Annotated in this window: 21 protein-coding genes; 11 read left to right on the top strand and 10 right to left on the bottom strand. The window is 61.2% G+C overall.

Features of this window, described 5'->3' with window-relative positions:
• Window positions 1-10: 10 nt before the first annotated feature.
• The 3 genes from ACO77H_RS01635 to ACO77H_RS01625 all read right to left on the bottom strand — a co-directional run bounded on the left by ACO77H_RS01635 (window position 11) and on the right by ACO77H_RS01625 (window position 7,026).
• The gene (locus ACO77H_RS01635) at window positions 11-1,348 is read right to left on the bottom strand and encodes a DUF3999 domain-containing protein (protein ID WP_432755726.1); all 1,338 of its coding nucleotides are present in this window, start codon (window positions 1,346-1,348) and stop codon (window positions 11-13) included.
• The gene (locus tag ACO77H_RS01630) at window positions 1,348-4,419 is read right to left on the bottom strand and encodes a DUF2339 domain-containing protein (RefSeq protein ID WP_432754916.1); all 3,072 of its coding nucleotides are present in this window, start codon (window positions 4,417-4,419) and stop codon (window positions 1,348-1,350) included. Before ACO77H_RS01630 ends, ACO77H_RS01635 begins: the two co-directional genes overlap by 1 nt.
• A gap of 156 nt (window positions 4,420-4,575) precedes the next feature.
• On the bottom strand, window positions 4,576-7,026 hold the full coding sequence (locus ACO77H_RS01625; RefSeq protein ID WP_169955653.1) for a glycogen/starch/alpha-glucan phosphorylase: 2,451 nt from the start codon (window positions 7,024-7,026) through the stop codon (window positions 4,576-4,578).
• Between the two features lie 240 nt (window positions 7,027-7,266).
• Between ACO77H_RS01625 and ACO77H_RS01620 the strand changes: the two genes are divergently transcribed.
• Window positions 7,267-7,701, top strand: coding sequence for a YkgJ family cysteine cluster protein (locus ACO77H_RS01620; RefSeq protein WP_032862271.1), 435 nt, complete (start codon window positions 7,267-7,269; stop codon window positions 7,699-7,701).
• 205 nt (window positions 7,702-7,906) lie between these two features.
• Here ACO77H_RS01620 and typA read toward each other — a convergent pair whose 3' ends face one another.
• Together typA and thiI are read right to left on the bottom strand one after the other, a co-directional pair.
• Window positions 7,907-9,727, bottom strand: coding sequence for a translational GTPase TypA (typA, locus tag ACO77H_RS01615; protein ID WP_053140412.1), 1,821 nt, complete (start codon window positions 9,725-9,727; stop codon window positions 7,907-7,909).
• 139 nt (window positions 9,728-9,866) lie between these two features.
• Window positions 9,867-11,321: a tRNA uracil 4-sulfurtransferase ThiI gene (gene thiI / locus ACO77H_RS01610; RefSeq protein WP_170042368.1), complete on the bottom strand. Its 1,455-nt coding sequence runs from the start codon at window positions 11,319-11,321 to the stop codon at window positions 9,867-9,869.
• 333 nt (window positions 11,322-11,654) lie between these two features.
• Here thiI and glnA point away from each other — a divergent pair, with 333 nt between their 5' ends.
• The 3 genes from glnA to ntrC all read left to right on the top strand — a co-directional run bounded on the left by glnA (window position 11,655) and on the right by ntrC (window position 16,039).
• Window positions 11,655-13,061, top strand: coding sequence for a glutamate--ammonia ligase (gene glnA / locus ACO77H_RS01605; RefSeq protein WP_029295916.1), 1,407 nt, complete (start codon window positions 11,655-11,657; stop codon window positions 13,059-13,061).
• Window positions 13,062-13,520: 459 nt separating this feature from the next.
• On the top strand, window positions 13,521-14,606 hold the full coding sequence (glnL, locus tag ACO77H_RS01600; protein ID WP_003218001.1) for a nitrogen regulation protein NR(II): 1,086 nt from the start codon (window positions 13,521-13,523) through the stop codon (window positions 14,604-14,606).
• On the top strand, window positions 14,603-16,039 hold the full coding sequence (ntrC, locus tag ACO77H_RS01595; RefSeq protein WP_169955651.1) for a nitrogen regulation protein NR(I): 1,437 nt from the start codon (window positions 14,603-14,605) through the stop codon (window positions 16,037-16,039). The genes glnL and ntrC overlap by 4 nt, the downstream gene beginning before the upstream one ends.
• A 409-nt stretch (window positions 16,040-16,448) precedes the next feature.
• Here ntrC and ACO77H_RS01590 read toward each other — a convergent pair whose 3' ends face one another.
• On the bottom strand, window positions 16,449-16,889 hold the full coding sequence (locus ACO77H_RS01590) for a hypothetical protein (protein WP_432754915.1): 441 nt from the start codon (window positions 16,887-16,889) through the stop codon (window positions 16,449-16,451).
• On the opposite strand from ACO77H_RS01590, the gene ACO77H_RS01585 reads away from it, so the two are divergent.
• Window positions 16,888-17,343, top strand: coding sequence for a tRNA (cytidine(34)-2'-O)-methyltransferase (locus tag ACO77H_RS01585; protein WP_057437141.1), 456 nt, complete (start codon window positions 16,888-16,890; stop codon window positions 17,341-17,343). The two genes, ACO77H_RS01590 and ACO77H_RS01585, sit on opposite strands and share 2 nt — an antisense overlap.
• 157 nt (window positions 17,344-17,500) lie before the next feature.
• On the opposite strand, the gene secB is transcribed toward ACO77H_RS01585, so the two are convergent.
• The 3 genes from secB to ACO77H_RS01570 are packed head-to-tail and all read right to left on the bottom strand — an operon-like array spanning window position 17,501 to window position 18,700.
• Window positions 17,501-17,986 (bottom strand): protein-export chaperone SecB, encoded by a 486-nt coding sequence (gene secB / locus ACO77H_RS01580; RefSeq protein WP_057437139.1) that lies wholly within the window; start codon window positions 17,984-17,986, stop codon window positions 17,501-17,503.
• A 44-nt stretch (window positions 17,987-18,030) separates the two neighbouring features.
• The gene (gene grxC, locus ACO77H_RS01575; protein ID WP_432754914.1) at window positions 18,031-18,285 is read right to left on the bottom strand and encodes a glutaredoxin 3; all 255 of its coding nucleotides are present in this window, start codon (window positions 18,283-18,285) and stop codon (window positions 18,031-18,033) included.
• Between the two features lies 1 nt (window position 18,286).
• Window positions 18,287-18,700, bottom strand: coding sequence for a rhodanese-like domain-containing protein (locus ACO77H_RS01570; protein WP_029295907.1), 414 nt, complete (start codon window positions 18,698-18,700; stop codon window positions 18,287-18,289).
• A gap of 151 nt (window positions 18,701-18,851) precedes the next feature.
• On the opposite strand from ACO77H_RS01570, the gene gpmI reads away from it, so the two are divergent.
• The 6 genes from gpmI to ACO77H_RS01540 all read left to right on the top strand — a co-directional run bounded on the left by gpmI (window position 18,852) and on the right by ACO77H_RS01540 (window position 26,034).
• Window positions 18,852-20,378: a 2,3-bisphosphoglycerate-independent phosphoglycerate mutase gene (gene gpmI, locus ACO77H_RS01565; protein ID WP_169955648.1), complete on the top strand. Its 1,527-nt coding sequence runs from the start codon at window positions 18,852-18,854 to the stop codon at window positions 20,376-20,378.
• Between the two features lie 232 nt (window positions 20,379-20,610).
• Window positions 20,611-21,897 carry a murein hydrolase activator EnvC family protein gene (locus ACO77H_RS01560; protein WP_432754913.1) on the top strand — a complete coding sequence of 429 codons (1,287 nt, stop codon included), beginning with the start codon at window positions 20,611-20,613 and terminating at the stop codon, window positions 21,895-21,897.
• Window positions 21,898-21,926: 29 nt separating this feature from the next.
• Window positions 21,927-23,234, top strand: coding sequence for a S41 family peptidase (locus ACO77H_RS01555; protein WP_169955646.1), 1,308 nt, complete (start codon window positions 21,927-21,929; stop codon window positions 23,232-23,234).
• A gap of 1 nt (window position 23,235) precedes the next feature.
• Window positions 23,236-24,009, top strand: a complete 774-nt coding sequence (locus ACO77H_RS01550; RefSeq protein ID WP_169955645.1) for a divergent polysaccharide deacetylase family protein — start codon at window positions 23,236-23,238, stop codon at window positions 24,007-24,009.
• 69 nt (window positions 24,010-24,078) lie between these two features.
• Entirely contained in the window at window positions 24,079-24,621 is a 543-nt protein-coding gene (locus tag ACO77H_RS01545) for a hypothetical protein (RefSeq protein WP_262376982.1), read from the top strand.
• Window positions 24,622-24,774: 153 nt separating this feature from the next.
• The gene (locus ACO77H_RS01540) at window positions 24,775-26,034 is read left to right on the top strand and encodes a Vps62-related protein (protein WP_432754912.1); all 1,260 of its coding nucleotides are present in this window, start codon (window positions 24,775-24,777) and stop codon (window positions 26,032-26,034) included.
• Window positions 26,035-26,038: 4 nt separating this feature from the next.
• Here ACO77H_RS01540 and ACO77H_RS01535 read toward each other — a convergent pair whose 3' ends face one another.
• Window positions 26,039-26,794 carry a substrate-binding periplasmic protein gene (locus tag ACO77H_RS01535; protein WP_169955643.1) on the bottom strand — a complete coding sequence of 252 codons (756 nt, stop codon included), beginning with the start codon at window positions 26,792-26,794 and terminating at the stop codon, window positions 26,039-26,041.
• Between the last annotated feature and the right edge of the window lie 53 nt (window positions 26,795-26,847).

The raw sequence follows: 26,847 nt of genomic DNA, 5'->3' as shown, positions 1-26,847 counted from the left end.
AGGCCCCGGCTCAGGGCCTGGCCGGCGGCTTGCGCAGCAGACTGTAGGCCATCGCCCCAAGTGCCGCCACGCCCAGTAACAGCACGGCCCACAGGCCAATTGTCTTCCAGTGGGTACCTGCGGCATTTGGCGCAGGCGGTGTACTGGCGCGCCACGCGCCATCGACCCGGGCCTGGCCCAGAGTCGCGAGGCGCTGCGGGGTGTAGCCGGGAATCAAGGTGGTCAGTGCCAGGTTCGCGGCCTTGGCCGACGGGTTGCCCAGCGCCAGGGTAAACGGTGGTTCGCCCCGCGCCAGGAACACCACTTGCGTGGCCCGCACGGCAAAACTCAACGCCGGCGCCTGCGCCCCCAGGCCACCGCCCCGTTCGTCCACCTCCAGCTTGAGCTGCCGCACCGGATAGCCCGGCAGTTGCAGTTGATCCTGGGTGACTTCTTGCCCGCCTTGCGCCAAGCGATAGAGCAAACCACGGCTCAACGGCTGCCATGCCTGCTTGTTGTCCTGCCGCCCTTGCAGCCCCACCGGCGCCAGGCTGTTGGGCTGACGCAACTCGACACGCACCCGCTCGATATTCAACACCCCAGGCAACTGCCAGCTGTACTGCCCAGGCTCCAGGGTGCTGCCGGCCAAAGGCTCGGACCACACCAGCGACAGCGGCAGGCTGCTGGTGCTTTGCACTTCAATGGAGGTCAACTCGGGCGCGGCCTGGCCTTGCCATAGCAGGCGCAGGTAGCGCGCCGACTGCCCTGGCAAGGCGACTTCACGCTGCTCCACCCGATCCTCGGCAAATGCCAGGCGCGCCACCTGCCCGTCGCCCCAGGAGCGCCACTGCTGCAAATCGTCACTGGCTTCGATGCTGAAACGCTGGAAACCCTCGTGCTCGGCGGGCCAGTCGAGGATCAGCTTTTGCAACGGCGCCTTGACTGCACTGGCATCAAGCAGCCAGCCGCGTCGCACCTGCGCACCGGTCGGCACCTCGCTGGACGGCTGCACCTGCACCAGGGTGCCCGTGGCGCTGGATTGCACGCGCACGCTGGGCACACTGTCGCTGGCATTGTCGGCGGCATACAGCGGGAAGCCCTTCAGCCGGGCCAGGTTGTTTGCGCTTGCGGCCGACTGCCGCACTAATGCATATGCCTGGGGTTCGCCCGCCGCGTTGAACACCCGCAGGTCACCGAGATCCGCCTGGCTGGCGCTCAATTGCACCGCCAGCGGCAACTCCAGGCGATACCAGGGGCCGTCGCCGCTGACGGTCAGCGGCACTTGGGTGGTGAAGTCGGCGAGGCCTTCTGCGGCCGACGCCGATAACACGGCGCACAGGCCCACCAGTGCAATACTCAGTTTGCCGATCAAGAGGACGCTCCTTGGGTTTGAACCTCGGGTTCACTGCGCTTGGGCGGCAGCGGAGCAAAATAGCCCACCACCAGCAACAGCCCGCCCACGCCGATAAACGACACGATCCGCTCCAGCCCGCCACGGTTGCTCAGCTCCACGAGGAACAACTTGGCGACCACTACGCCGATCAGCACCGCGCCGACCAGCCACACTTCCCGGCGATTGCGCAGGTGCCCGCCGATCATCAGGCCCAGGGCAATCAGGGTCCAGACAATCGACAGGCCGGCCTGGACCAACATTGAGTCGAGCAACGCATCCAGATGAAACGGCACGCCGCCCCAATGGTGCGCCGCGCGCATCACCAATGCGGTGAAAAAGGCGAACAGCGAGACCCCGGCAACGCCCTGGGCAATCCACGGGGTGCGGCCGCCCAGTTGCGGCGCCGCACTGCGCGCCCACAGGTACACGCCCAGCAGCGCAAACAGCAGGCCCAGGTCCAAGGGGTTGAGCAACGGCACATACGGCAATGGCCTGGCCGTGCCGTCGCTGAAAATATTGGCCAGCCAGAACCACACCAGCATCAGCGCGGCCAGCGGCAGCGCGGCCAGCAGGCGGTATTCACGCGCATAAGCAGATATCGGCCATGGCCACTGACGCGGCGTAGCGACGGCTATCAGGTACAGGCTGGGGAAAACCGCCCAGCCCAGACAGCGCCAGGCGTTGTATTGCACCGAGAGCACCAACAGGCCATAACGCAGCTCCAGGGCGAGCATGCCGATCAGCATCCAGCAGCCCAGCACATGGGCGACGCTCAGGGCCTTTGCCGCCGCCAGGTCGGCCAAATAACGCAGCGCGATGAAATGTACGGCGAACACCGCCAGCCAGGCCAACCAGCCCAATTCGGCCGCCGGGTGGTAATAGCGATGCAACGACACCAGCACCACCAGCGCCGCCGCTGGCATCAGCAACAGGCAGAGGGTACCCAGCGCGGCCCAGCGCAGGCGCAACGCCAGCAACATCCACAACGCCGCGCTGGCCGCAGCCGCCGCCAACAGGAACGTGGCTTGCAACTCTGGCGGGGTGAAGCGCAGCACTTCATGGTTCAGCGCCAATACCCACCACGCCGCGCCCCAGGCCAGCAGGCCGTTGGAAAGATGGGGCAACTTGAGCCGTCGATCACTGCCCTGCAAGCGCCAGGCGCCGACAAATGCGGCCAACCCCACCAGCATCGGCGCCCAGAAACCGATATGCCGAAACGCCGGCAGTTCTTCGCCGCCCCATGACGTGAGCATGAGCAACGCCCCCGCCAGCACTTGCACGCCAAGCGCGCAGAACAGGAAGGTGCGCGAAGCGATATGCCAGCCGACAAACACCGTTACCAGCCCGGCCAGCGCCCAACTGATCGCGGTGCCTTGCTCGGCCACCAGCAACGGCGCCAGCAGGTACACAAAGCCCAGGCCAAGGCCGGCCAGGACCGGCAAGCCCCGGCGCTCCCACGTCGTGGTCTGCGCCAGCGCGGCCGTGCGCAGTTGCTGGAAGCTGAACAGCAACGCCACGCCGAGCAACAACGCGCCCAGCGCCGCGCCGTCCAGCAACGTGTGTTCGCCCACGTCCAGCTCACTGAGAAAGGCCAGCGCCGAGCCCAGTTGCAATAGCAGGCCGAACCCGCGCGCCAACGCTCGCTGCTGACGCAGGCCAAGCCAGAGGATGCCAGCGCCTTCCACCGCCCAGGCTGCGGCGGTCCAGCGCGCGTCCAGGCCCAGGGGGATCGCCAGGCTGGCGAAGATCACGCCCAGGGCCAGGCAGGTTTCTGCCAGCAACACGGTGCGCCCACCGCTGAGCACACGCGCCAGGACCATATAGATGATCCCCAACGCCAGTGCGCTGAATGCCGGAGCGAAGGCCAGGTGTTGCACCAAGGTGAACTGCAAACCAAACGCCACCAGCGGCGGGCCGAACAGCAGGCCGCCATCCACATAATCACCCTTGGCCGCCGACCAGCGCAGCAGCGCGCCACGGCTGTCATCGGCCGGGGCGTCGGGGGTTTCCAGGAGTTTGCGCCGCGCAAACAGTAGGCCGATGGCCAGGTACATGAGGAAAAACAGGATCAGGAACGGCTCGGTACTCCACAGCAGTTCCGGGGTGTAGGAACGAATCCCCCAGGCGAAGCCAATGCCGAAGGTGCCGGCAAAGCCAATCACATTGAGCAGGCGCCAGGCCTTGAACCAGGCGATGGCGAGGATCCCGGCGTTGAGCAGGGCGAAGTAACTGAACAGCGCCACATGGCTGCCTTCGCCAGTGGACGCCAGGATCGGCGCGGCAAACCCGCCGAGGGCTGCGGCGCAGGCCAGGCCGATGGCGTCCTGGGTAATCGCCAGGATCGCCGAAAACACCGTTACCGCCACCAGCAGGCCCAGCGCCGCACCCGGATCGAGCAGCGGGTGCAGGCGCATGGCGGCGAACACCGTCAGGTACAACACGGCAATGCCCGTGCCTTGCAGGATCAGCGCGTAATTGCCCCGGCGCAGGCGCAGCCACCAACCCAGGCCCAGCAAGCCCAGGGCGCAGGCCGCGACACCGGCGTAGCGCATCTCGATCGGCACCACCATGCCTTCGGTGGCATAACGCAGCAAAAATGCCAGGCCCAAGAACAGCAACACCACGCCGACCCGCAGCACGGTATTGCCGCCCAGCAGCCAGTTGCGCGCGGCGCCGATGGCACGTTCGATCAGGTTGGGGCTACGGGGGATTTCGGGTTCAGCTTCGCGGGCAACGGCGGCCGGTTTCCACAGGTCGTCCGGCAGCGGTTGGCTCGGTTCGGGAGCAGGGGTGGATTGCAGTTCGGCGGGCAGCTCCCAGACCAGCTCTGGGGCGGGCGCGGGTTCGGCCCTGGACGGTTCAACCTGAGGCGGCTTTTCCAGCAGCGCGAGGCGTTGTTCCAGCGCCTTTACGGCACTGCCCAGGTTCGACAGGCGAATGGCCTGGCCAACCCCCAAACCCAGTAGTGCACCGAAGCCTGCATCACTAAACGATTCATCCAGCGCCCAGCCGAGCACCAGGCCAATGAGCATGAACATCCATTGCATGGTCCAAATCCCTAAGCAAACCGAGGCCCAGTATATAGACGCATAACCAATGTGGGAGCGGGCTTGCTCGCGATAGCGGTGCATCAGTCACCTATTTGCTAACTGACGCAGCGCTATCGCGAGCAAGCCCGCTCCCACATTTTTCCCCTGCGGCGTTTAGTCCAGGGCTTTCCAGATTTCGGTCGCATACTCGCGGATGGTACGGTCCGACGAGAACCACCCGGTACGCGCGGTGTTGAGCACCGCTGAACGCCACCATTCCTTGGAGTCATGCCAATGGGCCTCGACCCGCGCCTGGGCGTCCCAGTAGGCATCAAAATCGGCACACACCAGGAAGCGATCATAGGCGATCAACGAGTCGATCAACCCCACATAGCGCCCCGGATCGTCCGGCGAGAACACCCCGCCACGAATCGCCTGCAGCACGTCGTTCAAGCGATGGGAGGCCGCGATATCCGGGCCGGCATTGAATTCACCCGCCTGTTTGCGCGCTTCGACCTGCTCGGCGCTGAGGCCGAAGATAAACATGTGCTCGCCGCCGATGCGCTCGTGCATCTCGACATTGGCGCCATCCATGGTGCCGATGGTCAGCGCACCATTGAGGCCGAACTTCATGTTGCTGGTGCCCGAGGCCTCGAACCCGGCGGTGGAGATCTGCTCTGACAGGTCCGCCGCCGGAATGATGTTTTCCGCCAGGCTGACGTTGTAGTTGGGCAGGAACACCACCTTGAGCAGGCCGCGCACGGTCGGGTCGTTATTGACCGTACGCGCGATGTCGTTGGTCAGCTTGATGATCAGCTTGGCCTGGTGATAACTGGCCGCTGCCTTGCCGGCGAAGATTTTCACCCGCGGCACCCAATCCACCTCCGGCTCGGCACGAATCGCCTGGTACAGGGCGACGGTGTGCAGCAGGTTCAGCAACTGGCGCTTGTACTCGTGGATGCGCTTGACCTGCACATCGAACATCGCCGCCGGGTTGACCGAGATCCCCAGGCGCTCATGGATGATATCGGCCAGTACGCGCTTGCTGTGCAGGCGCTGCTCGGCGAAGGCCTTGCGGAACGCCTGCTTCTCGGCAAAGGTTTCCAGCTCCACCAGGCGCTGTTCCATGTTGTCGAGAATGTCCGGGCCCAGGGCTTCTACCAGCATCGCGGTGAGCTTGGGGTTGGCCTGGAACAGCCAGCGGCGGAAGGTGATGCCGTTGGTCTTGTTGTTGATACGGTCGGGGTAGAGCTTGTGCAGTTCGGAAAACACCGTGCTGCGCATCAACTGGGTGTGCAGCCCGGACACGCCGTTGACGCTGTGGGAGCCAAGGAACGCCAGGTTGCCCATGCGCACGCGGCGACCGTTGTCTTCTTCGATCAGCGACACTGCGCGCAGCACGTCGAAATCGTGGATGCCCTTGGCCCGCAGCGAATCGATGTGCTGGGCGTTGATCAGGTAGATGATCTGCATATGCCGGGGCAGCATGCGTTCCATCAGGCCTACGGGCCAGGTTTCCAGAGCCTCGGGAAGCAGCGTGTGGTTGGTGTAGGAAAGCGTCTCCACCGTAACCTGCCAGGCCGCATCCCAGGCGATGTCGTGCAGGTCGACCAATTGGCGCATCAACTCGGCCACGGCGATGGACGGGTGGGTGTCGTTGAGCTGGATGGCCGCGTGTTCGCCCAGGCTCAGCACCGAGCCGTGCATGTTTTTGTGGCGCCGCAGCAGGTCTTGCAGGGAAGCCGAGACGAAGAAGTATTCCTGGCGCAGGCGCAATTCCTGCCCTGCTTCGGTGCTGTCGGCCGGGTAAAGCACCCTGGAGATGCTTTCGGCACGGGCCACTTCGGCAACGGCGCCCAAATGGTCACCGGCGTTGAAGCGCTCCAGGTGCAGGTCTTCGACGGCTCGCGCACGCCACAGGCGCAAGGTGTTCACACTGGCACCGCGCCAGCCGACTACCGGGGTGTCGTAGGCCACCGCGCGCACGGTTTCATTGGGCGACCAGACCTGTATCGACTTGCCGGACGCATCCAGCACGGTCTCGACGCTGCCGCCGAAGCCGATCGGGTAGATCACTTCGGCGCGCTCGAACTCCCAGGGGTTGCCGAAATCCAGCCAGCGCTCGGTCTGCTCCTGCTGCCAGCCATCGACAATCGCTTGGCGAAACAGCCCGTGTTCATAGCGAATGCCATAGCCATGGCCGGCAATGCCCAGGGTCGACATGCTTTCCATAAAGCACGCGGCCAGGCGGCCCAGGCCACCGTTGCCCAGGGCCGCATCGGGCTCCAGCAGGCGGATGCGCTCCAGGTCCACACCCAACTCGCCGAGGGCTTCGCGCGCCACCTCCAGCAGGCCGAGGTTGCTCAGGCTGTCAAACAGCAAACGGCCGATCAAGAACTCCAGGGACAGGTAATACACCCGCTTCTGCCCACGCCGGTAGATGTGCCGGGTGTGGTCCATCCAGTGGTCGACCATGTGGTCGCGCGCCGCCAGGGCAATGGCTTCGAACCAGTCATGGTCGAAGGCGTGATCGGGATCCTTGCCCACCGCATAAGTGAGTTTGGTCAAGACAGCATCGCGAAACGCGGCTACCTCTGCTTCTCGTACAAGCGGTTCCTGAGACATCGGTGCGACCTCGGGCGAGATAGAAGAAGGGAAATCCTAGAGCCTAGACGGTCTGACCCATGGCATGGCTGACGGTTCGGCAGTTTTTTCACTCATTCACGCATGCAGGTTTTAGATGCAGGGGCCGTGCCCGTTTACGTCACCAAGCAGCCTTTAAGCCGAAACCCGCAAAATATTGTTCAAAAAATCACCAATCCCGGTATGATCGCGCGCCCGGACAAAGCCCCTCTTGGAAACCTGATGAAGCCTCAACTGATCGCCGCCGCGGAACTCGACCGTCTCGAAACGTGGCAGAAATACTCCAGCCACATGTGCGGCGGCTGCACGTCCAACTGCTGCACCCTGCCGGTTGAGGTGAAGATCAAGGATTTGATCCGCATTGGCATCGTCGATGAATTCGAGCGTGGCGACCCGCCGAAGAACATCGCCAAGCGCTTGCAGAAGGAAGGCATCGTCGAGCGCTTCAACTCCAAGTCCGAGATCTTTACCCTGCAGCGCATGAGCAACAACGATTGCCTGTACCTGGATCGTAAGACGCGCTTCTGCACTATTTATGACAAGCGCCCGGATACCTGCCGCAATCACCCGAAAATCGGGCCGCGCCCAGGATATTGCGCGTACAAGCCCAAGGAAGTGGTGCGCGAGACCAAGTTGCGCACGCTCGACAAATTCTGATCCAGATTTTTTATTGCTTGAACTACCGCTTTCGCGAGCAAGCCCGCTCCCACACTTGACCTCATTCGTCCTGAAAAAACGCCGTCGAATGTGGGAGCGGGCTTGCTCGCGAAGGGGCTCGCACAATCACTACAGATATTGCAGGCATAAAAAAACGCCCCCGGCCAACAGGCCGGGGGCGTTTTTATTCAGCTGGAACTAAGTATCAGTTCTTAGCCTTTTTGGCAGCGCGGGTACGCTCGCCTTCGTCCAGGATCTTCTTACGAAGACGGATGGACTTAGGCGTCACTTCGCACAGCTCGTCGTCCTGGATGAATTCCAGGGCCTGTTCCAGGGTGAAGCGAACAGGTGGAACCAGGGCGATGGTTTCGTCTTTACCCGAAGCACGCATGTTGTCGAGCTTCTTGCCTTTGGTTGGGTTGACGCCCATGTCGTTGTCACGGCTGTTCAAGCCAACGATCTGACCGTTGTAGATCTCTTGACCGTGTTCAACGAACAGCTTGCCACGCGCCTGGAGAGTTTCCAGGGAGTAGGTCAGCGCCTTGCCGGTTTCTACCGATACCAGAACACCGTTCTGACGGCCGGACATGTCGCCGGACTTCATGGTGTCGTAGCGATCGAAGATCGAGGTCAGGATGCCAGCACCGTTGGTCAGGGTCAGGAACTGGTTACGGAAACCGATCAGACCACGAGCAGGGATGTTGTATTCCAGACGCACACGGCCTTTGCCATCCGGCACCATGTTGGTCAGGTCGCCCTTACGCAGGCCCATCTCTTCCATGACCTTGCCCTGGGATTCTTCAGGGGTGTCGATGGTGACGTTTTCGAACGGTTCCTGCTTCACGCCGTCAACGGTACGGATGATCACTTCCGGACGACCAACGCCCATTTCGAAGCCTTCGCGACGCATGGTTTCGATCAGTACCGAGAGGTGCAGCTCACCACGGCCGGAAACCTTGAACTTGTCAGCCGAGTCGCCTTCTTCAACGCGCAGTGCAACGTTGTACAGCAGCTCTTTGTCCAGACGTTCCTTGATGTTACGGGAAGTCACGAACTTGCCTTCTTTACCGCAGAAAGGCGAGTCGTTTACCTGGAAGGTCATGGAAACGGTTGGCTCGTCGACGGTCAGAGGCTTCATCGCCTCGACAGTGTCCGGCTGGCACAGGGTGTCGGAGATGAACAGCGAGTCCATACCGCTTACGCACACGATGTCGCCGGCGAAAGCTTCTTCAACGTCGATGCGGTGCAGGCCGTGGTGACCCATCAGCTTGAGGATACGACCGTTGCGCTTCTTGCCGTCGGCGCCGATAGCCACAACCGGGGTGTTCGGCTTGACGCTACCGCGAGCGATACGGCCAACACCGATAACACCCAGGAAGCTGTTGTAGTCCAGTGCCGAGATTTGCATCTGGAACGGGCCTTCACGGTCAACCTTCGGCGGTGGAACGTGGTCAACGATCGCCTGGTACAGCGGGGTCATGTCTTCCGCCATGGCGGTGTGTTCCAGACCGGCAATACCGTTCAGGGCAGAGGCGTAGATCACTTGGAAATCAAGTTGCTCTTCGGTAGCACCCAGGTTGTCGAACAGGTCGAAGATCTGGTCCAGAACCCAGTCCGGACGCGCGCCTGGACGGTCAACCTTGTTGATGCACACGATCGGACGCAGGCCGGCTTCGAAAGCCTTCTTGGTCACGAAACGGGTTTGCGGCATAGGGCCGTCTTGAGCGTCAACCAGCAGCAGAACGGAGTCAACCATCGACATTACGCGTTCTACTTCGCCGCCGAAGTCGGCGTGGCCCGGGGTGTCCACGATGTTGATGTGGTAGCCGTTCCAGTTGATGGCGGTGTTTTTCGCCAGGATGGTAATACCGCGCTCTTTTTCCTGGTCGTTGGAGTCCATCACGCGCTCGTCGTTGAGCTCGTTGCGCTCCAGGGTGCCGGATTGACGCAGGAGTTTGTCTACCAGGGTGGTTTTACCATGGTCAACGTGGGCAATGATGGCGATGTTACGTAGATTTTCGATCACTTGTGTATCTCGATCAGAGGATTCGGTGTGCTGACAGGTCGTGGCAGCGATTAACAGTAGAGTCAGGCCTTGCCGTTACAGCTTGACGGCAGAGTCGGGGGGCCGGTGACGCAGGCCACAGGCAAACAGCCCCGGGCTCTTAGCTCGGTCGATAAACGCGCACATTGGCATGCCCCTCACTGAGCAAATGGTGGGCATGCAGGCGACTCATCACGCCTTTGTCGCAATACAGCAGGTACTGACGGCTGTTATCCAGTTCCTTGAAACGCGCGTTCAGTGCATAGAACGGCAGCGTTTGCACGTCGATGCCAGCGACTTCCAGCGGCTCGTCGCAAGCGGCATCCGGATGACGGATGTCGATGACAATCTGGCCGGCCAGTGCTTCGCTGACTTCTTCGATCTGCACATCCTGGCCCAGTTCGTCGATTACCCGATCGATCGGCACCAGTTTGGCGTTCTCGAGCGCTCGCTCCAGAATCGCCATGTCGAATTCTTTCTCTTCATGCTCCACGCGGTAGCGCTTGGCATGGGTCTTGGGGTTCACCGAAATGACCCCGCAGTACTCTGGCATGTGCTTGGCGAAATCAGCGGTGCCGATTTCGTTGGCCAGGTCGATGATGTCTTGCTTGTGGCTGGCGATCAGCGGGCGCAATACCAACTTGTCGGTCACGCAGTCGATCACAGACAGGTTCGGCAGGGTCTGGCTGGAGACCTGGGAAATCGCCTCGCCGGTGACCAGCGCTTCGATTTGCAGGCGGTCGGCGATTTTCGACGCTGCGCGCAACATCATACGCTTCAATACGACGCCCATATGACCGTTATCGACTTTTCCGAGAATTTCTCCCAGGACTTCCTCGAACGGCACGCTGACAAACAGCACGCGCTGGGAGCTGCCGTACTTCTTCCAGATATAGTGCGCGACTTCCATCACGCCCAATTCGTGTGCACGCCCGCCCAGGTTAAAGAAGCAGAAGTGGCTCATCAGGCCGCGGCGCATGATCTGGTAGGCCGCCACGGTGGAGTCGAAACCGCCGGACATCAGTACCAGGGTCTGCTCCAGCGCGCCCAGCGGGTAGCCGCCGATGCTGTTGTGCTGGCTGTGGATCACAAACAACCGTTGGTCGCGAATTTCGATGCGCACTTCGATTTGCGGCTCTTTCAGCGAGATTCCAGCCGCGCCGCACTCACGACGCAGCTTGCTGCCGACGTACTTCTCGACGTCCATGGAGCTGAACGGATGCTTGCCCGCACGCTTGCAACGCACCGAAAAAATCTTGCCCACAAGGCTGTCGCCAAAGTGCAGTTTGCATTTTTCAGTGATGTCGTCGAAGTCGCCCAGCGGGTACTCGTCAACCTGCAGGAAATGCGCGATGCCCGGCATGCAGCTCAGGCGCTCGGTCATATCTTTCAAGGCTTTAGGGTCGCTGACGCGGGTTTCCAGCTCGAGATTGTCCCACACACCGTTCACCACCACGGCCGGGTCCAGGTCACGGAGCACAGCGCGGATGTTCTTGGCCAATTGACGGATGAAACGCATCCGTACCGGTCGGCTCTTGATGGTGATCTCGGGGAAGACTTTAACGATTAATTTCATGGAAACAGCGCGCGCAGGGCCAGCCGAAAAAGGGGGGCGCGGATTATAGCGGAAATCGCTCAAGGTTTAACCAGTTAATATACAAACGGCATGCAGCGCACCAAAGAGGTGCATTTAAGACTGATTGCGCTACATTGCAGTGCGCGATTTTTGCCGTTTTGACGATTTGCACCTTTATAGGGGCCATTTTGAGGCAAAAAACCCATGTCGGGGCACTGGCATGCAATTTGCTCTCTTGTGAGGCAGGTTGCCATGGCGGACTATCCGCGCCGGCATCACCCACATTCTAAGGGCTACTCCACTACCCAAGCCCGAAGCCACCCGGAGGACACTATGTCGAAGTCGGTTCAACTCATCAAAGATCATGACGTTAAATGGATTGATCTGCGCTTCACGGACACCAAAGGCACTCAGCACCACGTGACCATGCCGGCTCGCGACGCGCTGGATGACGCCTTCTTCGAAGAAGGCAAAATGTTCGACGGCTCCTCCATCGCTGGCTGGAAAGGCATCGAAGCCTCCGACATGATCCTGATGCCGGACGATTCCACCGCCGTACTCGACCCGTTCACCGAAGAGCCGACGCTGATCATCGTCTGCGACGTGATCGAGCCTTCGACCATGCAGGGCTACGACCGCGACCCACGTGCGATCGCCAAGCGTGCCGAGGAATACCTCAAGTCCACCGGTATCGGTGACACCGTATTCGTGGGCCCGGAGCCTGAGTTCTTCATCTTTGACCAAGTGAAGTTCAAGTCCGACATCTCCGGTTCCATGTTCAAAATCTTCTCCGACCAAGGTTCGTGGATGTCCGACCAGGACGTGGAAGGCGGCAACCATGGCCACCGTCCAGGCGTCAAAGGCGGCTACTTCCCGGTTCCACCGTTCGACCACGACCACGAAATCCGTACCTCCATGTGCAACGCCATGGAAGACATGGGCCTGGTCATCGAAGTTCACCACCACGAAGTGGCGACTGCCGGCCAGAACGAAATCGGTGTGAAGTTCAACACCCTGGTGGCCAAGGCTGACGAAGTACAGACCCTCAAGTACTGCGTACACAACGTGGCTGTGGCCTACGGCCGTACCGCTACCTTCATGCCTAAGCCTCTGTACGGCGATAACGGTTCGGGTATGCACGTTCACCTGTCCATCGCCAAAGATGGCAAGAACACCTTCGCTGGCGAAGGTTATGCCGGCCTGTCCGACACTGCCCTGTACTTCATCGGCGGTATCATCAAGCACGGTAAGGCCCTGAACGGCTTCACCAACCCGTCGACCAACTCCTACAAGCGTCTGGTCCCAGGTTTCGAAGCGCCAGTGATGCTGGCCTACTCGGCGCGCAACCGTTCCGCTTCGATCCGTATTCCTTACGTGTCCAGCCCTCGCGCTCGCCGTATCGAAGCACGTTTCCCGGATCCAGCAGCCAACCCGTACCTGGGCTTCGCTGCCCTGCTGATGGCTGGCCTGGACGGCATCCAGAACAAGATCCACCCAGGCGACGCCGCCGACAAAAACTTGTACGACCTGCCGCCTGAAGAGGCCAAAGAGATCCCACAAGTGTGCGGCAGCCTGAAAGAAGCCCTGGAAGAGCTGGACAAGGGCCGTGCGTTCCTGACCAAAGGCGGCGTGTTCAGCGACGACTTTATCGATGCCTACATCGCCCTGAAAAGCGAAGAAGAAATCAAGGTCCGCACCTTCGTACACCCACTGGAATACGAGCTGTACTACAGCTGCTGATCCGGTAGCGCCGCTTAGTGGCGTGACAAAAAGGCCTCCTTCGGGAGGTCTTTTTTTTGCCCGAAACAATGACTATCCACCTTTGCAAACCCATCAAAACTGTAGGAGCTGGCTTGCCTGCGATGGCGGTGTATCTGTCGCATCACGACTGACTGAACCACCGCTATCGCAGGCAAGCCAGCTCCTACAGTTTGATGGGGTGCTTCCAGGAAATATTTGATCGCTGAACAGAATGTGGGGATTCGCACTATATTGGTGCGATAGGTTGCACCCATGCCCACGGACCAGCCCATTTTGGGTCGAAATCTCCCGAGCAGGCTGGCAGAGCGCCATAGTTTCGCGCCTCAAGCCCCCATTTCAGGGCTTTTACGCTTCTTTTCGGAGCCTTGGTTTGGTTTTTGCATTTTCCTGGTATCAGCGTGTGCCTCAAGCCCACGCCTTGCTCCAAAAGAGGTCCTAATGACCATCAGCGACGCACTGCACCGCTTGCTACTCGACAACCTGACCACCGCGACCATCCTGCTCAATGACGAACTGCGCCTTGAGTACATGAACCCCGCGGCGGAGATGCTCCTGGCCATCAGCGGCCAGCGCAGCCATGGGCAATTTATCAGCGAGCTGTTCACCGAGTCCGCCGAGGCCTTGAGTTCCTTGCGCCAGGCCGTGGAGCAGGCCCACCCGTTCACCAAGCGTGAAGCGATGCTCACCGCCCTCACCGGCCAGACCCTGACCGTCGACTACGCGGTAACACCGATCCTGAGCCACGGCGCCACCTTGCTGCTGCTGGAGGTGCATCCCCGTGATCGCCTGCTGCGCATCACCAAGGAAGAGGCCCAGCTGTCCAAACAGGAAACCAGCAAGATGCTGGTGCGTGGCCTGGCCCATGAGATCAAGAACCCGCTGGGCGGGATTCGCGGCGCTGCGCAGCTGCTGGCCCGCGAGTTGCCGGATGAAAACCTCAAGGACTACACCAACGTCATCATCGAAGAGGCGGACCGCCTGCGCAACCTGGTGGACCGCATGCTCGGCTCCAACAAGCTGCCGTCGCTGGCGATGACCAATGTGCATGAAGTGCTGGAGCGCGTCTGCCAGTTGGTGGAGGCCGAAAGCCAGGGCTGCATCACCCTGGTGCGCGACTACGACCCGAGCATTCCCGACGTGTTGATCGACCGCGAGCAGATGATCCAGGCGGTGCTCAATATCGTACGTAACGCCATGCAGGCCATCAGCAGCCAGAACGAGCTGCGCCTGGGCCGCATCAGCCTGCGTACCCGCGCCTTGCGCCAGTTCACCATCGGCCATGTGCGCCATCGCCTGGTGACCAAGGTCGAGATCATCGACAACGGCCCGGGCATCCCGGCCGAACTGCAAGAAACCATTTTCTTCCCAATGGTCAGCGGTCGCCCGGACGGTACCGGGCTGGGCCTGGCCATTACCCAGAACATCATCAGCCAGCACCAGGGCCTGATCGAATGTGAAAGCCATCCCGGCCACACGACCTTTTCGATCTTTCTGCCACTGGAACAAGGAGCCCCATCGACATGAGCCGTAGTGAAACTGTCTGGATCGTCGATGACGACCGTTCCATCCGCTGGGTCCTGGAGAAAGCCTTGCAACAGGAAGGCATGACCACCCAAAGCTTCGACAGCGCCGACGGGGTGATGAGCCGCCTGGCGCGCCAGCAGCCCGACGTGATCATCTCTGATATTCGCATGCCCGGCGCCAGCGGCCTGGACTTGCTGGCGCGGATCCGCGAGCAGCACCCGCGCTTGCCCGTGATTATCATGACCGCGCACTCGGACCTGGACAGCGCTGTCGCGTCGTATCAGGGCGGCGCCTTCGAGTACCTGCCCAAGCCGTTCGACGTTGATGAGGCGGTGGCGCTGGTCAAGCGCGCCAACCAGCACGCCCAGGAACAGCAAGGCCAGGCCGTGGAACCGACCCTGACCCGCACCCCGGAAATCATCGGTGAAGCACCGGCGATGCAGGAAGTGTTTCGCGCCATCGGGCGCCTGAGCCACTCCAACATCACCGTGCTGATCAACGGTGAGTCCGGGACCGGTAAAGAGCTGGTGGCCCATGCCCTGCACCGTCACAGCCCGCGGGCGGCCTCGCCGTTCATCGCGTTGAACATGGCGGCGATCCCCAAGGACTTGATGGAGTCCGAGCTGTTCGGCCATGAAAAAGGCGCGTTCACCGGCGCGGCCAACCTGCGTCGCGGGCGCTTTGAACAGGCGGACGGCGGCACGCTGTTTCTCGATGAAATCGGCGATATGCCCGCCGACACCCAGACTCGGCTGCTGCGAGTGCTGGCCGATGGGGAGTTCTATCGTGTCGGCGGTCATACGCCGGTCAAGGTCGACGTACGGATCATCGCCGCGACCCACCAGAACCTGGAAACCCTGGTGCACGCCGGCAAGTTTCGCGAGGATTTGTTCCACCGCCTGAATGTGATCCGCATCCACATCCCGCGCATGTCGGACCGTCGCGAAGATATCCCGACCCTGGCCCGCCACTTCCTCAGCCGCGCCGCCCAGGAGCTGGCGGTAGAGCCCAAGCTGTTGAAGACGGAAACCGAGGAGTACCTGAAGAACCTGCCGTGGCCGGGCAACGTGCGCCAGCTGGAGAACACCTGCCGCTGGATCACGGTGATGGCGTCCGGGCGCGAGGTGCATATCAGCGACCTGCCGCCGGAGTTGTTGAACCTGCCGCAGGATTCGGCGCCGGTGACCAACTGGGAACAGGCCCTGCGCCAGTGGGCCGACCAGGCCCTGGCCCGTGGCCAGTCGAGCCTGCTGGACAGCGCCGTGCCGACCTTTGAGCGGATCATGATCGAAACCGCCCTCAAGCACACCGCCGGCCGGCGTCGTGATGCCGCCGTGCTGCTGGGCTGGGGTCGCAACACCTTGACCCGCAAGATCAAGGAGTTGGGGATGAAGGTCGATGGTGGGGATGATGATGAGGGCGAAGAGGGCTGAGCACAGCTTTCCTTTGTAGGAGCTGGCTTGCCAGCGATGCATGCACCTCGGTTTTTCAGTGAGACCGCGGTGATGCTATCGCTGGCAAGCCAGCTCCTACATTGTTTTGTGCAATCGCAAAAAACCATGCACCGCTTCAACGCACCATGAACCGCTATCGCGCACGAACTCCAGGCCGCTTTCAAAAAACTCTGAACCCTGAAAACGCCAAAGCCCCGTAATCCGGGGCTTTGCGCTTTATAAAATATATTTCCCAGACAATCTCGCCACTCTGGCACGCCCCCTGCAATAACCCTGGTACTACCCAGTTTCGGGGACCTTGGTACAGGCAGGCCGAGAATCCCCTCTTTAATTCGAGCGTCAAACCGTTTTGGGAGCCCTGGTACAGGCAGGCCGGGAACTCCCTCTTTTATTGCTCCAGGAGATGGATCTCCAGTCGCCAGCGGTCATCGACCGCCTTGCCCGACCATTCCCCACGCAGCGGCCGTGCCGCCACCAGGTTCAACAGCAAGCCGCCATCGGTCTTGCGCACGCGCCAGTTCACATCCTTGTCATTGACCTTCAATTGCCCCGCCTGGGCCTGGCCCTGGGCGTCGAACAGCAGCGCCACGGTGCCGTCGATATGCTCGCCGTGCAGCTTCGGCTCGCTGTTGAACCACACCACCAGGCCATCGCTGCCAGGCTCTACCTGCAGCAAGGCGGTTGGGTCCGGAGTGGTCAGGCGACCGATCATCAAGCCCACCATCAGCCCGACAATCGCCAGCGAACCCAGGACGCGGGGCAATAGCTGCGGCCTGGGGTCGTCTTCAGGGGTAGAATGCGCTGCATCTTTATCTTCGGAGCCGTGCATGTTTCACGTCATCCTTTTTCAACCAGAAATTCCGCCGAATACCGGCAACGTTATCAGGCTGTGTGCCAACAGTGGCTGCCACCTGCATTTGATCGAGCCGCTGGGCTTCGAGATGGACGACAAGCGCCTGCGCCGCGCGGGCCTGGACTATCACGAGTACGCCACCCTGCAGCGTCACGCCGACCTCGCCAGTTGCCTGGAGAGCCTGGGGCAGCCGCGCCTGTTTGCGTTCACCACCAAGGGCTCGCGGCCGTTTCACGATGCCAGCTTTGCCGAGGGCGATGCCTTCCTGTTCGGCCCCGAAAGCCGTGGCCTGCCGGCAGACGTGCTCGACGCCCTGCCCGACGGCCAGCGCCTGCGCCTGCCGATGCGCGAGGGCTGCCGCAGCCTGAACCTGTCCAACACCGTGGCCGTCGCCGTCTACGAAGGCTGGCGCCAGCTCGGTTTCAAATAACCCGCCTAAACAAATGTGGGAGCGGGCGTGTGTGGGAGCCGGGCTTGCCCGCGATGCAGGCACCTCGGTGTGTCAGTCACACAGAGGTGATGCTATCGCTGGCAAGCCAGCTCCCACACACGCCCGCTCCCACATTTAGAGCGGCGTCGGGTTCAGCTTACTGAACCGTCGGTGCGCCTTCCTGTTGCATGCGCTGCAGCTCTTGCGCATACAGGGCATCGAAGTTCACCGGGGCCAGCATCAGGGCCGGGAACGAACCACGGGTAACCAGGCTGTCCAGGGTCTCGCGGGCATACGGGAACAGGATGTTCGGGCAGAACGCGCCCAGGGTGTGGCTCATGGACGCATCGTCCAGGCCCTGGATCAGGAAGATACCGGCCTGTTGCACTTCAGCGATGAATGCCACTTCTTCACCGTTCTTCACGGTGACCGACAGGGTCAGTACCACTTCGTGGAAGTCGCCTTCGAGCTGCTTCTGACGGGTGTTCAGATCCAGGCCGACGCTTGGGGTCCACTCCTGGCGGAAGATCGCCGGGCTTTTCGGCGCTTCGAACGACAGGTCACGCACGTAGATACGCTGCAGGGAAAATTGTGGGCCTTGAGCCTCTTCTGCTGCCGCTTCGATGTTCGGTTGGTCAGTCATCTCGCAGATCCTTCTTGATCTTGGGGTCTTTTAGGTTTTTGGAGTCAGACGTGAAGCAGCGCGTCGAGTTTACCGGCGCGCTCCAGGGCGAACAGGTCGTCGCATCCACCGATATGCTTGGTACCGATCCAGATTTGCGGCACAGAGGTGCGCCCCGCCTTCTGGGCCATCTCGGCACGCACCGCAGGCTTGCCATCGACCTTGATCTCTTCGAAGGCAACCTGTTTGCTCTGGAGCAACTGCTTGGCTCGCATGCAATAGGGGCAATAATCGCTGGAATAAACGACAACCTGGCTCATATCACTTCACCAACGGCAGGTTATCGGCGCGCCAGCTGGAGATACCACCCGACAGCTTGGCGGCGGTGAAGCCGCTCTTCATCATTTCGCGGGCATGGCCACCGGAGTGCTGGCCCTGGGCGTCGACCAGGATAATGGTCTTGGCCTTGTGCTTTTCCAGCTCGGCGATGCGGGCGATCAGCTTGTCCTGGGGGATATTCAGCGCGCCAACGATATGGCCGGCGGCAAAGTCCTTGGCCGGGCGGATGTCGACGACAACGGCCTGGTCCTTGTTGACCAGCGCGGTCAGCTCGGCGGTGCTGAGGCTACGGCCGCCACGGCTCACTTCATGAGCAATCAGCAGCGCCAGCAGTACAACGAAGGCACCGACCAGCAGATAGTGAGAGGTAGCAAATGCAATCAGGTGATCAACCATCAAGGAGGTTCCAGGGCGTTAAAATGGCGGTAAGTATACACAGCCGCCATGGGGGGCCAACCCCCGTAAAGCGGTGACGGCATCGGAACTTCGCTTTAAACTGCCACTCCCTTTTCAATCGCCTTCCTTTAATACCGCCGCGAGAGGATCTATGACTACCACGCCTAAACCTTTGGTCCTGATGATTCTCGATGGCTTCGGTCACAGTGAAAACCACCACGACAACGCCGTATTCGCGGCGAACAAGCCCGTACTGGACCGCCTGTGCGCCAGCGTACCCAATGGCCTGATCTCCGGATCGGGCATGGACGTCGGCCTGCCGGACGGCCAGATGGGCAACTCTGAAGTCGGCCATATGAACCTGGGCGCCGGACGAGTGGTATATCAGGACTTCACCCGCGTGACCAAAGCCATCCGCGATGGCGAGTTCTTCGAGAACCCGACCATCTGCGCCGCGGTGGATAAAGCCGTCGCCGCCGGCAAGGCCGTGCATTTCATGGGCCTGCTGTCCGACGGTGGCGTGCACAGCCATCAGGACCACCTGGTGGCCATGGCCGAACTGGCCTACAAACGCGGCGCCGAGAAGATCTACCTGCACGCCTTCCTCGATGGCCGCGACACCCCGCCCAAAAGCGCGCAATCGTCTATCGAACTGCTGGACGCGACCTTCGCCGCCCTCGGCAAGGGCCGCATCGCCAGCCTGGTTGGCCGCTACTTTGCCATGGACCGCGACAACCGCTGGGACCGTGTGTCCCAGGCCTACAACCTGATCGTCGACGGCAACGCCGAATTCAACGCGGCCACCGCCCAGCAAGGCCTGGAAGCCGCCTACGCCCGTGGCGAGAGCGATGAGTTCGTCAAGGCCACCACCATCGGCGAGCCCGTGAAGGTCGAAGATGGCGACGCCGTGGTGTTCATGAACTTTCGCGCCGACCGTGCCCGCGAACTGAGCCATGTGTTCGTCGATGAGGGTTTCAAAGACTTCGAGCGCGCGCGCCAGCCGAAAGTCGAGTTCGTGATGCTGACCCAATACGCCGCCAACATCCCGGCCCCGTCGGCCTTCGCCCCGGGCAGCCTGGAAAACGTGCTGGGTGATTACCTGGCGAAAAACGGCAAGACCCAACTGCGTATCGCCGAAACCGAGAAATACGCCCACGTCACCTTCTTCTTCTCCGGCGGGCGTGAAGAACCGTTCCCCGGCGAAGAGCGCATCCTGATCCCGTCGCCGAAAGTCGCCACCTACGACCTGCAACCGGAAATGAGCGCACCGGAAGTTACCGACAAAATCGTCGACGCCATCGAACACCAGCGTTATGACGTGATCGTGGTCAACTACGCCAACGGCGACATGGTCGGCCACAGCGGCAACCTGCAAGCCGCGGTCAAGGCCGTGGAATGCCTGGACCTGTGCGTAGGCCGGATCGTCGACGCCCTGGAAAAGGTCGGCGGCGAAGCACTGATCACCGCCGACCACGGCAACTGCGAGCAGATGTCCGACGAGTCCACCGGCCAGGCCCACACCGCCCACACCACCGAGCCGGTGCCGTTCATTTATGTCGGCAAGCGCGACTTCAAAGTGCGCGAAGGCGGCGTGCTGGCAGACGTGGCGCCGACCATGCTCATGCTGATGGGACTCAAGAAGCCTGCCGAGATGACCGGCACCTCGATTCTGGTCTAAACCAAAACACCCTGTAGGAGCCGGCTTGCCGTCGATGGCGCCTGATTGAGCACCGCAAGGTTCAAGGCCTCCATCGCTGGCAAGCCAGCTCCTACAGTGAGTTAGAGGTGTTTTTGAGGGTGGCGTTTAGCCATACCCTGCCGTATGGCAGCTAACTTACCCATTGGGCGTTTTTTTTGCAGCGTGGGGCGGGCATACTAGGCCGTCCCTTTCCCTGGTGTCGCCCGCCTCTATGCTTCGCGCCTTGATTACCCTTGCTCTTGTCTGCGTGCTCCAACCGGCCTTGGCCGACGAGCGTGCGCAAACCCAACAACAGTTGGACGCTACGCGTCAGGACATTACCGAGCTGAAGAAACTGCTCGGCAAGCTCCAGGAAGAAAAATCCGGGGTGCAGAAAGACCTGCGCGGCACGGAAACCGAAATGGGCAAGCTGGAGAAGCAGGTCCAGGAGCTGCAAAAAGAACTAAAGAAGAGCGAGTCGGAACTGGAGCGACTCGACGGTGAGAAAAAAAAACTCCAGAGCGCGCGCGTTGAACAGCAACGCCTGATCGCAATCCAGGCCCGTGCCGCCTACCAGAACGGCCGCCAGGAGTACCTCAAGCTGCTGCTCAACCAGCAGAACCCGGAAAAATTCGCCCGCACCCTGACCTACTACGACTACCTGAGCACCGCGCGCCTGGAGCAACTCAAGAGCTTCAACGAGACCCTGCGCCAGTTGGCCAACGTCGAGCAGGAAATCGCCGATCAGCAAAGCCAGTTACTGGCCCAGAAAAGCAGCCTCGACACCCAGCGCGACGAGCTGGACAAGGTGCGCAAGGAGCGCCAGCAGGCCCTGGCCAAGCTCAACAGTGACGTAAAAGCCCGTGATGCCAAATTGCAGGCGCGCCAGCAGGACCAGGCCGACCTGGCCAAAGTACTGAAAACCATCGAGGAAACCCTGGCACGCCAGGCCCGCGAAGCCGAACAAGCGCGGCAGAAAGCGCTGATCGCCCAGCAGGAAGCAGAAAAACAGCGCCAGCGTGAAGCCGAGGCGCTCGCCAGCGACGCCCCGCGTAAACCGGCGCGTGCAGCCCCCGGCCCACTGGTTTCCAGCGCCGGTGAATCGTTTGGCGGGCCTTTTGCTACTGCCCGAGGCAAACTTCCATGGCCAGTTGATGGTCGACTACTGGCACGCTTTGGTGAAACCCGTGGCGATGACACCCGCACCAAGTGGGATGGCGTGATGATCAGCGCCTCTGCGGGCAGCCAGGTGCATGCCGTGCACGGCGGGCGCGTGGTGTTCGCCGATTGGCTGCGCGGCGCCGGTTTGCTGGTGATTCTTGACCACGGCAATGGCTATTTGAGCCTTTACGGCCACAATCAGACGTTACTCAAGGCCGCAGGTGATGTTGTAAAAGCCGGTGAATCCATCTCCACTGTCGGTAACAGTGGCGGCCAGGACACCCCGGCGCTGTACTTCGCTATTCGTCAGCAGGGCCGCCCGAGCGACCCTGCACAATGGTGTCGCGCCCAAGGATAGGCCGCACCTACATTAGGAGTTCGTTCGACATGCTGCATTTGTCCCGCCTCACTTCGCTGGCCCTGACGATCGCCCTGGTGATCGGCGCGCCTATGGCATTCGCCGACCAGACCGCCCCGTCAGCCACGGCCGCGACCACCAAGGCACCGCTGCCGCTGGACGAATTGCGCACCTTTGCCGAGGTCATGGACCGGATCAAGGCAGCCTATGTCGAACCTGTGGACGACAAGACCCTGCTGGAAAATGCCATCAAAGGCATGCTCAGCAACCTCGACCCGCACTCTGCCTACCTGGGCCCGGAAGATTTCGCCGAGCTGCAGGAAAGCACCAGCGGCGAATTCGGTGGCCTGGGCATCGAGGTCGGCGCCGAGGACGGCATCATCAAGGTGGTATCGCCAATCGATGACACCCCGGCGTCCAAGGCCGGCATCCAGGCCGGCGACCTGATCGTCAAGATCAATGGCCAGCCGACCCGTGGCCAGACCATGACCGAAGCCGTCGACAAGATGCGCGGCAAGGTCGGCCAGAAAATCACCCTGACCCTGGTGCGTGACGGCGGCAGCCCGTTTGACGTGACCCTGACCCGCGCCACCATCGTGGTCAAGAGCGTGAAGAGCCAGTTGCTGGAATCGGGTTACGGCTACATCCGCATCACCCAGTTCCAGGTCAAGACCGGCGACGAAGTGGCCAAGGCCCTGGCCAAGCTGCGCAAGGACAACGGCAAGAAGCTCAACGGCATTGTCCTGGACCTGCGCAACAACCCCGGCGGCGTGCTGCAATCGGCAGTGGAAGTGGTCGACCACTTCATCACCAAAGGCTTGATCGTCTACACCAAGGGCCGCATCGCCAACTCCGAACTGCGCTTCTCGGCCACCGGCAAGGACCTCAGCGAAAACGTCCCGCTGGCGGTGCTGATCAACGGCGGCAGCGCCTCGGCCTCGGAAATCGTCGCCGGCGCCCTGCAAGACCAGAAACGCGGTGTACTGATGGGCACCACCAGCTTCGGCAAGGGCTCGGTGCAAACCGTGCTGCCGCTGAACAACGAGCGTGCGCTGAAGATCACCACGGCGCTGTACTACACGCCTAATGGTCGTTCGATCCAGGCCCAGGGCATCGTGCCGGATATCGAGGTGCGTCGGGCCAAGATCACCAACGAGAGCGACAACGAATACTTCAAGGAAGCCGACCTGCAAGGTCACCTGGGCAATGGCAACGGCGGCGCCGACCAGCCAAGCGGCAGCGGCCCGAAAGCCAAGCCGATGCCACAGGACGACGACTACCAACTGGCCCAGGCGTTGAGCCTGCTCAAGGGCCTGAGCATTACGCGCAGCCGTTGATATGCGTTTTGCGCTCATCCTCGCACTGTTGTGCAGCCTGGCAGGAGTCGCCCAAGCGACTCCTGCCGACCAGCCCCACAAAGCCTACCTGACCCTGATCATCGACGACCTTGGGCAAAACCTGCCCAGGGATCGTCGCGTGCTGGCCCTGCCCGGCCCGGTGACGGCGGCGATCATGCCCGATACCCCGCACGCCGCCGAGTTCGCCCGCGAAGCCCATCGCGCCGGCAAGATCGTGATCCTGCACATGCCCATGGACCCGGCCACCGGCCCGTTCGCCTGGCACCCCGAGCTGCCTGTCGAAGAACTGGGCAAGCGCCTGGATGCAGCGTTCAAGGCCGTGCCCTACACCGCCGGCATCAACAACCATATGGGCAGCCGCATGACCGCTGAGCCTGGCGCCATGGCGTGGTTGATGGGCGAGTTGCAGCGCCGGCACAAGTTTTTCGTCGACAGCCGCACCAGCGCCAAGACCGTGGCCGCCGCCGAGGCACAGAAGATCAACCTGGCCCACGTCTCGCGGGATGTATTTCTGGATGACGAACGCACCGAAGCGGCCATCACCACGCAGTTGCAGACCGCTATCAAGCTGGCGCACAAACAGGGTTCGGCAGTGATGATCGGCCACCCATACCCACAGACCCTGGCGGTGCTGGAGCGCGAGCTGCCCAAGCTCAAGGCCCAGGGCGTCGAGTGGATTGATATCAAGCTGATGATCAGTGTGCGCAGCAACCAGGCCATGAGCGGCCACGGCAAAAATGGCATCTACCGCTAGATAGCTACCGCACCGCCGCACGTGAACACCTGAATAGTGAGCGGACAACACTCAACTATCAGGATGATCATGACCCCCTCTCGACACCTTCTCTCTGGGCTGTTGCCCAGTGCCCTTTACACAACCCTCATCGCCGCGCCCAGGCTTCTGCACAATAACCGGCAACAGCACCAAAGCCAGGCCCTGTGTACCGCCAGCCTGCTGGATACGCGCAATGCGCACGGAAAATCCGGTCCGGCCTATGTGGTGACCAGCAGCCATTGTCTGCATCGTCTCGGCGGTCTGGTGCATGAGGATCTGCCGATCAAGGGCAGCGTCAACTTCAACTATTTCGACGACACCCTGGAAACCATCAAGGCTCATCCACTCAAAACCCTCAAGTGGAGCAGCAGCCAAGGGGTGGACCTGGCCATCGTCGAGCTGCACACCTCGCTGGCAAGCCTGATTGACGATGGGATCACGCCCTTGAAACTGGCTGAGGCCGCGCCCGCCGATGGCGCTGACATTCTGGCCCTGACAGCGCGCCTATCGACGCCCGCAACGCCTATATCAACGACCCTATTGGCCCGCAAACCGCCCAGAACCCATCGCTCTGTTTCGCCCACTCGATGACGCGGTCAGCGGGCCAGAGGACCACCTCACCAAGATCCTTTTTGTAAATAACAAGCCTGTCAAAGTCTGCACCTATGCCTGTGATCAGGCCGACCAACCCTCAACCCTGCGGGTTGACTTCATGAAGCCTCGCTAACAACCGGAGCCCCACGAATGGAATCGATAAAATTTGGCAATCTGCTCATTAATTTCACAACGGAGTTCAGTCGACTCTGGGACAACAAGGGTTCACCCAACGCATCACCCGTCAGTTTTTGGCGCCCGGTACCGTCCGCCGACTTCCTCACCGAATATTTTCCGCTCGGCGACCATGCGGTTGCCGGACACGACGGTATCAACCATAAAGCCACGGTCGCTGTGGTATCGGAGGCCCCTGCACTAACCGAAGAAGAGCGCAGTAAAGGCAACGCACTCATGCCACCCATCGAGTTCGAAAAAGTGTGGGATGACAAAGGCTCCAGTGCCCATTCGAACGGGGCCATCTGGCGCCCGCTTCCACCCACCGGCTATGTAGCAATGGGACTGGTGACCACTGACGGCTACGAAAAGCCCTCACTCAACACAATCCGGTGCGTTCGAGCGGATCTGGTGATTGCCTCATACATCAGCGACCCGATCTGGAACAACAAGCGCAGCCCCGCCCGTCTGGACTTCAGCGCCTGGGGCATCAGCCCTCCAGGGGCGGCGGCAGGCGAGGTGTACCTGTCGGCAGGAACCTTTGTCGGAGTCGCCAGCTATACCAAACCCTCGGTACACATTGCGGCTTATTCATTGCGCATGCAGATCCCCCTGCAGGCCAAGGCCCCGCCTCCGGCGCCAGCACTTGCAAGCGAGCGACAGCCTTCGCCTTTCGAAAAGGCCGAAGTGACCTATATCGCAAAACTGGCCTGGTTTACCGTCACGGACCCCAATCTGTCGCCCCTCCAACAACTGCGTACGTCCCCCACTTACCGACTGGAACGATCGGACAAATACATATTGGTCGGGTTTGGTCATAACAACAGCTCGCTGAACCAGACCTTCAAATGGACCGCTACGCGAGGGCAGAACGGCAGTAGCCTCAAGACACTGACCGACACCACGGCCATCGAAATTGGCACTGAATGGGGTTTCAACGTGTGGGGCGCTTCGGGCAAGGTCTCGGCAAAACTCAGCGGCAGCCTCACGCACACGCAAACGTCCTCCGAAGGGTGGACCAGCTCGACCACTTTTGAAGTCAACGCCACAGTTCCCGCGCACAAGGCGGTAGCCGTCTATCTGGTGCAAAGCAATTACAAGCTGCTGCGGGAAAACGGTACGCAAGTGTCAACTAGCATCAGTTACACCGACGGTGACAGTGTGTATTGGAGCGAATACCCACCGGCCCGTGAATGCGCGGTCACTTGCAAGCCGTTGCCAGCGCCTGCCTCATGAACCGCTAGAGATAGCGCGCCATGATCTGATCGACCACGCCTTCCTTACGTAGCTGATCCAGCGCCGCCTGCAGTTTGGCCACCACCTCATCCGGCACGTCCTTGTTCAGTGCCAGATACAGCTGGGCACTGTTGAAGCGCAGCACCGTCTTGAGCCCGGAAACACCGACCTGGCGCGCCAGATACCGCCCGGCGGGGTCGCCGGTGGCCCAGAGGTCGATCTGCCCCTCCATGAGCTTTTGCGCATTGTCCTGGTCGCGCAGCACGATAATCGGCTTGAGCCCGCGTTTTTCCAGGGTCTGGGCAATGGCATCGCCTTTATAGGCACCGATCTTGTAGGTGCGGGCGTGCTCAAGGTCGGTCAGTTGGATGCTGCTGTCGGCCCTGGCCAGCAGCACCCAGTCATCCGGGCCGATGGGTCCGACCCACTTGAACAACGCTTCGCGGTCCGGCAGGCGCGCCATCACGAATACGCCGTAGCCTGGCTGTTCCAGGGCGAGTTTATAGATCCGCTCCCAGGGGAAGCGCAACGTGAGGTTGTAGGAAATGCCGGCCTGCTTGAAGGTCTCGCGGACAATGTCCACCGCAATGCCTTCGATGTTCTCGTCCTTGGCAAAATTCTTGCCGTTTTTCGCCATGTTGTAAGGCGGAAAGTTTTCCGTCAGCAGCACCAGGGAGGTGCCGGAAGGCTCGGCGGCGTTGGCCGAGCCCGCCAACAGAATGGAAGAACTGGCGAGGGCAAGCAGCAGGTCTTTGAACATGTAGGGTTACCGGAATCCATGGCAGGCCCCAGAGTGCCGCGAGCCTGTCATGG

It is taken from the genome of Pseudomonas sp. WMBT8 (genome assembly GCF_050916005.1).
In the GTDB taxonomy this organism is placed as follows: Bacteria; Pseudomonadota; Gammaproteobacteria; order Pseudomonadales; family Pseudomonadaceae; genus Aquipseudomonas.
Note: the sequence above shows the minus strand (reverse complement) of the source record. Positions and strands in the feature narration are given on the sequence as shown.

Coding starts and splice junctions, on each gene's coding strand:
- ACO77H_RS01630 (WP_432754916.1), bottom strand. CDS start 4,419: ATGCAATGGATGTTCATGCTCATTGGCCTGGTGCTCGGCTGGGCGCTG.
- ACO77H_RS01625 (WP_169955653.1), bottom strand. CDS start 7,026: ATGTCTCAGGAACCGCTTGTACGAGAAGCAGAGGTAGCCGCGTTTCGC.
- ACO77H_RS01620 (WP_032862271.1), top strand. CDS start 7,267: ATGAAGCCTCAACTGATCGCCGCCGCGGAACTCGACCGTCTCGAAACG.
- thiI (WP_170042368.1), bottom strand. CDS start 11,321: ATGAAATTAATCGTTAAAGTCTTCCCCGAGATCACCATCAAGAGCCGA.
- glnA (WP_029295916.1), top strand. CDS start 11,655: ATGTCGAAGTCGGTTCAACTCATCAAAGATCATGACGTTAAATGGATT.
- glnL (WP_003218001.1), top strand. CDS start 13,521: ATGACCATCAGCGACGCACTGCACCGCTTGCTACTCGACAACCTGACC.
- ntrC (WP_169955651.1), top strand. CDS start 14,603: ATGAGCCGTAGTGAAACTGTCTGGATCGTCGATGACGACCGTTCCATC.
- ACO77H_RS01585 (WP_057437141.1), top strand. CDS start 16,888: ATGTTTCACGTCATCCTTTTTCAACCAGAAATTCCGCCGAATACCGGC.
- ACO77H_RS01590 (WP_432754915.1), bottom strand. CDS start 16,889: ATGCACGGCTCCGAAGATAAAGATGCAGCGCATTCTACCCCTGAAGAC.
- secB (WP_057437139.1), bottom strand. CDS start 17,986: ATGACTGACCAACCGAACATCGAAGCGGCAGCAGAAGAGGCTCAAGGC.
- grxC (WP_432754914.1), bottom strand. CDS start 18,285: ATGAGCCAGGTTGTCGTTTATTCCAGCGATTATTGCCCCTATTGCATG.
- ACO77H_RS01570 (WP_029295907.1), bottom strand. CDS start 18,700: ATGGTTGATCACCTGATTGCATTTGCTACCTCTCACTATCTGCTGGTC.
- gpmI (WP_169955648.1), top strand. CDS start 18,852: ATGACTACCACGCCTAAACCTTTGGTCCTGATGATTCTCGATGGCTTC.
- ACO77H_RS01560 (WP_432754913.1), top strand. CDS start 20,611: ATGCTTCGCGCCTTGATTACCCTTGCTCTTGTCTGCGTGCTCCAACCG.
- ACO77H_RS01555 (WP_169955646.1), top strand. CDS start 21,927: ATGCTGCATTTGTCCCGCCTCACTTCGCTGGCCCTGACGATCGCCCTG.
- ACO77H_RS01550 (WP_169955645.1), top strand. CDS start 23,236: ATGCGTTTTGCGCTCATCCTCGCACTGTTGTGCAGCCTGGCAGGAGTC.
- ACO77H_RS01545 (WP_262376982.1), top strand. CDS start 24,079: ATGACCCCCTCTCGACACCTTCTCTCTGGGCTGTTGCCCAGTGCCCTT.
- ACO77H_RS01540 (WP_432754912.1), top strand. CDS start 24,775: ATGGAATCGATAAAATTTGGCAATCTGCTCATTAATTTCACAACGGAG.
- ACO77H_RS01535 (WP_169955643.1), bottom strand. CDS start 26,794: ATGTTCAAAGACCTGCTGCTTGCCCTCGCCAGTTCTTCCATTCTGTTG.